Consider the following 8,899-nt stretch of genomic DNA (forward strand, 5'->3'; position numbering starts at 1 on the left):
GCATGAACCTTTCTTCTTACCGCACGTTAGGCCGCTCGGGCCTGGTGGTCAGCCCACTGGCGCTGGGCACCATGACCTTCGGCACCGCTCGCTGGGGCGCCTCCGACGACGAATCTCAGGCGATTTTTAACGCTTACGTGGAAGCCGGCGGCAATTTCATTGACACCGCCGACGTGTATGCCGGAGGCCGCAGCGAGGAATGGGTGGGGCGCTTCGTTGCCCAGGGGAAGCTTCGTGAGCGCCTCGTTCTGGCCACCAAGGCCGCCTTCTCCACCGAAAAGGGCAATCCTCACGCCAGCGGCAACGGGCGCAAGCACCTGCACGCGGCGCTGGACGCCTCGCTGCGCCGCCTGAACACCGACTACATTGACCTGTATTGGCTGCACATCTGGGACATGGTGACGCCCGCCGAAGAAGTGCTGCAGACCCTGGGCAACTTCGTGCGCGAGGGGCGCATTCAGTACTTCGGATTTTCGAACGTGCCCGCCTGGTACGCCGCCAAGGCCGCCACGTTGGCCCAGGTGCACGGCGTCCCCGGCCCCATCGCCCTGCAACTGGAATATTCACTGGTGGGCCGCGACCTGGAACGCGAACATGCCCCTGCGGCGCGCGAGTTGGGGCTGGGCCTGACCCCCTGGAGTCCCCTGGCCGCCGGCTTTCTCACTGGGAAATACACCCGCGAGGACGGTTTGAAGGGCACGGCCCAGGGCGAGGGCCGCCTGAACGGTCCCAATCCATTTGGCGACAGCAAATTCACCGAACGCAACTGGCGCACCCTGGACGCGCTGAAGGCCGTGGCAGCCGAGGTGGACCGCCCACTGGCGCAGGTGGCGCTGGCCTGGGTCGTGGCTCAGCCAGGTGTGACTTCAACGATCATCGGGGCCAGCAGCGCACAGCAGCTGACCGATAATCTGGCCTCGCTGGACGTTCGGCTGAGTGCCGAGCAGCTGAAGACCCTCAGCCAGGCGAGCGCCCCGGACACCCTCAACTTCTTCTCAGACGGTCTGCGCTCCATGATTTTTGGTGGCAGTGACGTGCAAGGCTGAACACCGTAAGCCCGCACTGAATCAGAGAAGGCCGCCCCAACTCTGGGCGGCCTTCTTGGTGAGGGATACAGAGCGCCACGACCGACGCCCCTACTGCTCAATCCACAATCAGGGGAATCAGCACCGGGTTGCGGCCCGTCACCTTGCGGACAAAGCGCCGTACGGCCCCGTACATGTCGTCGCGCACGTCTTCTAAGCGCTTTTTCTCGCGGGTGCCCTGTTCCACGGCGTCCAGGGCCACCTTGCGAATCTGGGCGTCCAGTTCACGGTTGGCGCGCACAAACCCGCGCGAAACGATCTCGACATGTGGTGTGGGGTGCAGCACCGCCGTCATGATCATGATGCCTTCCTGGCTCATGTTCACGCGGTCCAGCAGCACATCGTCGCCAATATCGCCTACGCCGAGGCCGTCCACATAGACGGCACCGGCCGGCACCGTGCCCGTTACCTTGAAGTCGTCCTGGCTCAGGCGCACAACGTCGCCGTTCTTGGCAATCAGGGTGCGCTTGGGGGGTCGGGGCAGGGTCTGGGCCAGTTTGGCGTGGTTAATCTGGTGACGGGGTTCGCCGTGCCAGGGCAGGAAGAACTTGGGCCGGGCTAAGTTCAGCACGGTGGCCAGTTCTTCCTGGCTGCCGTGGCCCGAGGCATGCACCTTGTACGCCGGAGGGTAGTACACGTCCACGCCGATTTCGTACAGGCGGTTGACCACGAGGTTCACCGCTTCCTCGTTGCCGGGAATGGGGTTGCTGCTCAGAATCACACTGTCGCCCCGGCGCAGCGCGATCTTGGCGTGGTTGCCAAAGGCCAGGCGGGGCAACACGCTCATGGGTTGGCCCTGCGAGCCGGTGCAGATGTACAGCACCTGTTGGTCCTGCAGAGTGCCCACCTCGTCATTGCTCAGGAACGGCTCGGGCAGTTCCATGTAGCCCACACTCTGGGCCACCTGGGCATACTTCAGAATGCTGCGGCCTTCGAGCACCACGCGGCGGCCCAGGCGGTGGGCAATCTGCACGATGTTCTGCATGCGGTGCACGTTGGACGCGAAGGTGGACAGGAACACGCGGCCCTTGCAGCTGGCAATCAGCTGTTCCAGGTTGCGCGCCACCTCGGCCTCGCTGACGCTGCGGCCCGGACGCTCGGCATTGGTAGAGTCTGAAATCAGCAGCAGCACGCCGTCCTTGCCCGCCTGCTCAATGCGTGCCAGGTCGCTGGGGCGCCCGTCGCTGGGTTCTTCGTCCAGCTTGAAGTCCCCGGTGTGCAGCACCACCCCGGCCGGCGTGGACAGGATGTACCCGGCGTTGTCAGGAATCGAGTGGGTCATGCGCAGGAACTCAACCTGAAACTGGGTGCCGATGCGCACCTTGTCGCCCATCTGCACCTCGCGCAGGTCGGTGTCCACGTCGCGGATACCAAATTCGGACAGCTTCTCGCGCACCAGCCCCAGGGTCAGGCCCGCGCCGTAAACCGGCACCTTGGGCAACCGGGGCAGGATGTACGGCAGGCCGCCAATGTGGTCCTCGTGGCCGTGGGTCAGAATCCAGCCTTTAATCAGGTCGGCGTTCTGCTGCAGGTAATCAATACGCGGAATGATGAGGTCAATGCCCATCTGGTGGCTGTCGGGAAAGGCCAGGCCGGCGTCCACGACCATAATTTCGTCGCCAGAGCGGTAAACGGTGATGTTCTTGCCGATCTCGCCCATGCCGCCCAGCGGAATGACTTCAAGGTGCGGGGCGGCCCCCTGGGCGGGTGTGGCCTTGTTGGGCTGGGTCATGAGGATCTCCGGTGGGCTGGATGCGGCCCCTGGGCGGGGATGCACAGCAGATTGTGAGAGAAGGCGGGGCCACCAGGGGCAGCCGGGGTGGGGACTGAGTTGTGTCGCTCTGCGCTGGGGCCAGGGGCCGGCAGACATAGAGGCGCGGTCTCACCAACCTAGCACACCCCCGGCGGGGGACAGCCCGGCAGGCCGCCACCAGCCCCACAAGGGCCGCGAAGTTCAGGAGCGCAAGACCCTGGCGGTCAAGAAACCATCATGAAGGCGCCCCTCATGAGGGGGTATCATCGGCCACGTGACCACGCAACGCATTCTTGTCATCGAGGACGACCTGGACATTGCCAACGTCCTACGGATGGACCTAACCGACGCCGGCTTCGAAGTCGACCACGCCGACAGCGCCATGAACGGCCTCATCAAGGCCCGCGAGGACCAGCCCACCCTCATTCTGCTGGACCTGGGCCTGCCTGACTTTGACGGCGGCGACGTAGTGCAGCGCCTGCGCAAAAACAGCGCGGTGCCGATTATCGTGCTGACCGCCCGCGACACCGTGGACGAAAAGGTGCGCCTGCTGGGTCTGGGCGCCGACGACTACCTGATCAAGCCCTTTCACCCCGACGAACTGCTGGCCCGCGTCAAGGTGCAACTGCGCCAGCGCACCACCGAGAGCCTGACGATGGGCGACCTGACGCTGGACCCGCAAAAGCGCCTGGTGACCTACAAGGGCGACGAACTGCGCCTCTCGCCCAAGGAATTTGACATCCTGGCGCTGCTGATTCGTCAGCCAGGGCGCGTGTACTCGCGCCAGGAAATCGGCCAGGACATCTGGCAAGGCCGCCTCCCCGAGGGCAGCAACGTCGTGGACGTGCATATGGCCAACCTGCGCGCCAAACTGCGCGACCTGGACGGCTACGGGCTGCTGCGAACCGTGCGCGGCGTCGGGTACGCCCTGCGCGGCTAAGGGCCAGGACACATGACGGACGCCCAGCCTGGTCTGGGCCAGCCAGATGGGTCGGGCGCCGGGTTTGCCGGGGTGGACGCCAGCGCGCTGCTGGCCGCTCTGCCGGACCCGGTGGCGCTGCTGCACCCCGGCGGCGAGGTCACGCTGAACGCGGCGGCGCAGGAGCGCATCACGCGCGCCTCGCCGCAGGGCGACTGGCAGGCGCTATTTCAAGCAGAGAGTGCCGACGCGGTGCGTGCGGCGGTGATGGGCGCCCTGGAAGGCCGGACCTCGCGCGTCACGGCGCGGGCCGTGGACACGGTGGCGCCGGCCCTGGTAACGGTCTCGCCGGCAGGGGGTGGCGTCCTGATTCACCTGCATGTGGCGCGCGATCCCCTGGAAGTGGCCTTGGAACTGATGGACAGCCTGCGCCTGGGCATGACCGTGCAGGCCCCCGACAGCCGCATTTTGCACGCCAACCGCGCCGCCGAGCAGATTCTGGGCCTCAGCCTGGACCAGCTGACCGGGCGCGATTCGATGGACCCCCGCTGGCAGGCCATTCATCCGGACGGCTCGGCGTTTCCCGGTGACACCCACCCGTCTGTGCAGGCGCTGCGCAGCGGCGAGGCGGTGTACCACGTCCCAATGGGCATCTTTCACCCGCCCAGCGGCGAGCAGCGCTGGCTGGACGTGACGGCCCTGCCCCGGCGCGCCCCCGGCAGCGCTCAGCCCAAGCAGGTCACGACCGTCTTTAACGACGTCACAGACCTGTACACCACCCAGAAGGCGCTGCGGGGCAGCGAGCAGCGCTTTCGCTCGTTGGTTGAGGCCACCGCCCAGATCGTGTGGACCACGCAGCCTGACGGCGCTTTTTTGCCGCCGCAGCTCGACTGGGAAGCCTTCACGGGCCAGACCCCGGAAGAGTACAGCCAGGCCGGCTGGCTGGGCGCCCTGCATCCAGAAGACCGCGCCCACGCCATCGCCGCCTGGGAAGGAGCGGTGGCGGCCCGCAGGCCCTACATCACGGCCTACCGCGTGCGCCGCGCCGACGGGGTCTATGTGGCGATGGACGCGCGTGGCGTGCCGGTGCTGGACGAGCGGGGCGCCGTGAGCGAATGGGTGGGCACCAACACGGACGTTACCGAGCTGCGCGCCGCCCAGCAGGAACTGATGGACGCCAACGCCGACTTAGAGGCGCGGGTGCAGACCCGCACGGCCGAACTGGCGCAGGTCACGCGCTTCAGTACCCTGCTGCTGACAGCGGTGGGCGAGGGCATCTTTGGGCTGGACCCGCGCGGCGTGACCACCTTTGCCAATCCGGCGGCGGCCCGCATCTTTGGCCACAGCGTTGAAAGCATGATTGGCCAGAGCCAGCACGACCTTATTCACCACCACCATGAGGACGGGCGGCCCTACCCGGTTTCAGAGTGCCCCATTCACCAGACGCTGCGCGACGGCCAGACCCGCCGCATCGAGCGCGACGTGATGTGGCACGCCTCGGGCCGGGCGGTGCCGGTGGCCTACGTCGTGACGTCCACGCAGGACGCTTCCGGGCAGGTGGGCGGCGCGGTGGTGATGGTGCAGGACATCACCGAGCGTGAGCAGGCCAGGCAGCAACTCCACGAGATGATTGAAAATCTGGAGCGCAGCAACCAGGACCTCGAACAGTTTGCTTATGTGGCTTCTCACGACCTGCAAGAGCCGCTGCGCACCATCGGCAGCTACACCGAACTGCTCGCCCGGCGCTACGGCGGCCAGCTGGACGAGCGGGCCGGGCAGTACCTGACCTACACACAGGGCGCCGTTGAGCGGATGCGCAGCCTTATTCAGGACCTGCTGGCCTTCGCCCGCACCGGCCGGCAAGACACTCCCCTGACGCCGCTGGCGCTGAATGACCTGATGGCGGCGGCAGCCAGTAACGTTCAGGGGACCTTGCAGGGGGGCGGCACCCTCACCTGGCACACGCCCCATTCGGTGCTGGGCCAGGCCTCGCTGCTGACCCAACTGCTGACCAACCTGGTAAGCAACGGCCTGAAGTTCTGCGCGCCGGGCCAGCCGCCGCAGGTGCACGTAACCTCGCGCCTGGAGGGAGCCTTTGTGCATCTGAGCGTGCAGGACAACGGCATTGGCATTGCGCCGGAGTATCACACCCGCGTGTTTGACATCTTTCAGCGGCTGCATCACCGGGACTCCTTTGCCGGCAACGGCATGGGGCTGGCCATCTGCCGTAAGATTGCCGAACACCACGGCGGCCAGATCTGGATCGAGTCCAGCCCAGGGCGGGGCAGCACGTTCCAGGTGAGCCTGCCGGCGGTGCCGACCCCATGACCGCGCCTTCTACACCCATTGAAATCCTGCTGGTCGAGGACAACGAACCCGATGTTCTGCTGACCCTGGAAGCCTTCGAGGAATCCCGCGTGCCCAACCGCATGCATGTGGCCCGCGACGGTGTGGACGCCCTGCGGTTTCTGCGCCGCGAGGGTGAACATGCCGGTTCGCCGCGCCCCGACGTGATTCTGATGGACATCAACATGCCGCGCAAAACGGGACTGGAGGTGCTGGAAGAACTCAAGGCCGATCCCCTGCTGCGCAGCATTCCTGTCGTGATGCTGACCACCAGCCAGGCCGACGACGACGTGCGGTCCTGCTACGAGCGTCACGCCAGTGGGTACGTGGTCAAGCCGGTGGGCTTCGAGAACTTTCTGGGCGCCATGCGAGCTTTTGAAGCCTTCTGGCTGACGTTTGTGCGCTTCCCCCCTCGGGCCTGACTGTCAGCACAGAAAGCCGCTCAGGACTTGGGGGCGTCTCTGCGTCTGGGCAACAGGAGGAACAGGGGGTGCTTGCTCACTCCCAAGGCTGCAGAAAACAGGTGAAAAGGAGGTGGCCACGGCTGTTCGTGCCGTGGCCACCTCCTTTTCACTCAATCCGCACTCTTCAGCACGCGGGGCCTGAACCCTAGCCCCCGCGCTTGACGGTGCAGTCGCCGCCGGTCAGCTTGGTGCCGGTGCCGCTGAGCTTGGCGAACACGGCGTCCAGGTCGGCCATCGCACCTGCCACGCTAACTCCCACATACTCACGCACGCCTGCGCTATACGGCTGGCGCACGATGCACACCAGAAGCCGCTTGGGGTCGCGGGTATCCCAGACCTCAAAGTGCTGATTGCTTTCGGTGTACCGAATATATGCGTTCGCGTCTTCGTAGGCCCACCGACGATCCGTCCGGTCATAGTCCGGTGCTGCAGGGACCACTACTTCGCCGCTCATCTTATCGTTGTTCTGGTCAGCGCCCGTGATGGTCCAGCGCTCGCCCTCAACCAGGGGGCCTTTCAAATCGTTCACCGTCGTGGTGGGCGCGCAGGCAGCAAGAAGCAGAGTAGACACCAGAGACAGGAGACGCATACAGGTGCTCACCTTAGCGCAACCACGCACCCCACATGAACAACTTTGCGGCCTACAGCTCCAGATTCAGTGGCGTGCGGCTCTGGGCTGGAATGGCCGTGAGCAGCACCTCATATTTCCCGGTCACGAAGACCTTGAACCCGTGCTTCTGGAGGCCGCGCCGGGCATTCGTGACATCAGCAGCCAGCAGGCTGAGGTCTGGGCGGGCAAAGTTGCGCAGGCGCGCGCCGTAACTCAGGGCGCCGTCGCGGTAGCGGGCGTTCGGGTAACCCAGAATCAGGCCGCCGCTGGGGCTCAGGTGATGCCGGCGCAGCGCCGAGAGCAGCACGTCCTGGGTGACGCCGGGGCTTTGCAGCAGGCTCAGGGCCAGGACGAGGTCAAAGCGGCCCAGATCAGGGGGCAACACGTTGACATCCTGCTGAAGGAAAGTGGCGGCTGGAAACTTGGCCTGCGCGGCCCGCAGCGCCTCGGTGTCAAGGTCTACCCCCGTCACCTGCAACGCCTGGCCCGGAAAGGCCAGGGCCAGGGCGTCCAGTTCATGGCCAGCATTCACCCCCAGCGCCAGCACCTGGCCACTGGGCGGCGGATTAACCCGCCGCAGCGCCTCAATGAAGGTGGCCAGAAACACGGGGTCCTCCAGCTTGTTCACGCGGCCCCAGCCCCCGGCTGGGCTGTAGCCGGCCGCGTCGGGGTCGGGCACGGCGCCCCAGGCACGCAGCCGCACGGTCACGCGGCCCTCTCCGGCACTTTCGGGGGTCAGCAGATGGGCGCCGAGCAGGTCGGCCAGGTCGGTCCAGGTGGCCCAGGACCGGTGGCATCCGGCGGGTGTGGGCTCACCCGCGTAAAGACCCAGCCCCAGGTCGGGGTCGGGCACGGTGAACGCGACCTCGCCTTGAAGCCGCAGGGCGCCGCGCACCGCAGGCAGAATGACGCTCATGGGTTCGGTGGTAAAGGAGAGGGGGAAAGCAGACAAAGCCCCGTCAGGATAGACGGGGCCGGAACCGAAGGAGAAGCGGGCTTTAGCCTTGCAGGGCGGCGGCCAGCTGGCGTAGGCCGCTCTGGTCAGCTTCGGGGGCGTCCGGGGCGAGGCTCTCGGTGGCGGCGCCCAGGTCGGGCAGCAGGGCGGCGGCGCCTTCGAGATCACCGCTTTCCAGGGCCGACTTGAGGCTGGCCAGGTGCTCCACGACCGTCTCGGCGCCGGGCACGCCGTCCAGCGTCTGGTGCCAGCTCGTCACGTTGTCAATCGCGGCGCTGGCGGGCACGTCCTGAAGGCCACCCGAAAGGGCGTCAATGGTCTGCTGTAACTGCTGGTTCATGCTTGACCTCCTGCGTCTGGAATTTCCTGCCTGCACAGCACACCACGGCAAGAGGCGACGAAGTGTAGGCCCGCACGCTTCATGAAGTGCAGGAATTGCGCGTGCTGGCCGACTTTTTGCAAGGATGCTTACGGTCTTTTTCTGGGGCACACGCTGAGCTGACCCGGTGACCAGCCTGTGGCCTGCCCGTGGAGCCGACCTCGAAGCTCGCCTGACGCGCGTGTTTTTGCATGCCGCTGACCCCAGTCCGGCGCAGGCCCGCCTGAAACTGCGCTTCGTGCATACGGCACCCGACGCCTGCGTGCTGGTGGACGGCCGCAGTGGCGAAGTGGCCCTGAGCAGCGGTGACGCCGCCCAGCAGGGAGACGCCGACCTGACTTTTCACCTGCGGGGGCCAGAGGCCCACACCTTCTGGCGCGGCGAATTA

General features: G+C 66.1%; 9 protein-coding genes. 5 read left to right on the forward strand and 4 right to left on the reverse strand.

The features are described 5' to 3' along the window. Positions 1-2: 2 nt before the first annotated feature. Positions 3-1,046 carry an aldo/keto reductase gene (locus tag GO986_RS04105; RefSeq protein ID WP_157457981.1) on the forward strand — a complete coding sequence of 348 codons (1,044 nt, stop codon included), beginning with the start codon at positions 3-5 and terminating at the stop codon, positions 1,044-1,046. Positions 1,047-1,143: 97 nt separating this feature from the next. Here the strand turns inward: GO986_RS04105 and GO986_RS04110 are convergent, their stop codons facing one another. After that, complete coding sequence (locus tag GO986_RS04110) at positions 1,144-2,817, reverse strand: ribonuclease J (protein ID WP_157457982.1); 1,674 nt, start codon at positions 2,815-2,817, stop codon at positions 1,144-1,146. A gap of 295 nt (positions 2,818-3,112) precedes the next feature. Between GO986_RS04110 and GO986_RS04115 the strand changes: the two genes are divergently transcribed. From GO986_RS04115 to GO986_RS04125, 3 genes are read left to right on the forward strand one after another with little or no spacing between them, the layout of a single operon-like run. After that, entirely contained in the window at positions 3,113-3,778 is a 666-nt protein-coding gene (locus tag GO986_RS04115; RefSeq protein WP_224572524.1) for a response regulator transcription factor, read from the forward strand. A gap of 12 nt (positions 3,779-3,790) precedes the next feature. Beyond that, the gene (locus GO986_RS04120; protein WP_157457983.1) at positions 3,791-6,085 is read left to right on the forward strand and encodes a PAS domain-containing sensor histidine kinase; all 2,295 of its coding nucleotides are present in this window, start codon (positions 3,791-3,793) and stop codon (positions 6,083-6,085) included. Continuing rightward, the gene (locus GO986_RS04125) at positions 6,082-6,525 is read left to right on the forward strand and encodes a response regulator (RefSeq protein ID WP_157457984.1); all 444 of its coding nucleotides are present in this window, start codon (positions 6,082-6,084) and stop codon (positions 6,523-6,525) included. Before GO986_RS04120 ends, GO986_RS04125 begins: the two co-directional genes overlap by 4 nt. A gap of 187 nt (positions 6,526-6,712) precedes the next feature. Here the strand turns inward: GO986_RS04125 and GO986_RS04130 are convergent, their stop codons facing one another. From GO986_RS04130 to GO986_RS04140, 3 genes are all read right to left on the reverse strand, one after another. Then, positions 6,713-7,156, reverse strand: a complete 444-nt coding sequence (locus GO986_RS04130) for a hypothetical protein (RefSeq protein WP_157457985.1) — start codon at positions 7,154-7,156, stop codon at positions 6,713-6,715. Positions 7,157-7,208: 52 nt separating this feature from the next. Next, the gene (locus GO986_RS04135) at positions 7,209-8,093 is read right to left on the reverse strand and encodes a class I SAM-dependent methyltransferase (RefSeq protein ID WP_157458023.1); all 885 of its coding nucleotides are present in this window, start codon (positions 8,091-8,093) and stop codon (positions 7,209-7,211) included. Positions 8,094-8,175: 82 nt separating this feature from the next. Further along, entirely contained in the window at positions 8,176-8,472 is a 297-nt protein-coding gene (locus GO986_RS04140; RefSeq protein ID WP_157457986.1) for a hypothetical protein, read from the reverse strand. A gap of 166 nt (positions 8,473-8,638) precedes the next feature. Between GO986_RS04140 and GO986_RS04145 the strand changes: the two genes are divergently transcribed. Next, on the forward strand, positions 8,639-8,899 hold a 261-nt coding region (locus tag GO986_RS04145; RefSeq protein WP_157457987.1), incomplete at its 3' end, for a hypothetical protein.

Source organism: Deinococcus arboris, from assembly GCF_009755355.1.
Taxonomy (GTDB): Bacteria; Deinococcota; Deinococci; order Deinococcales; family Deinococcaceae; genus Deinococcus; species Deinococcus betulae.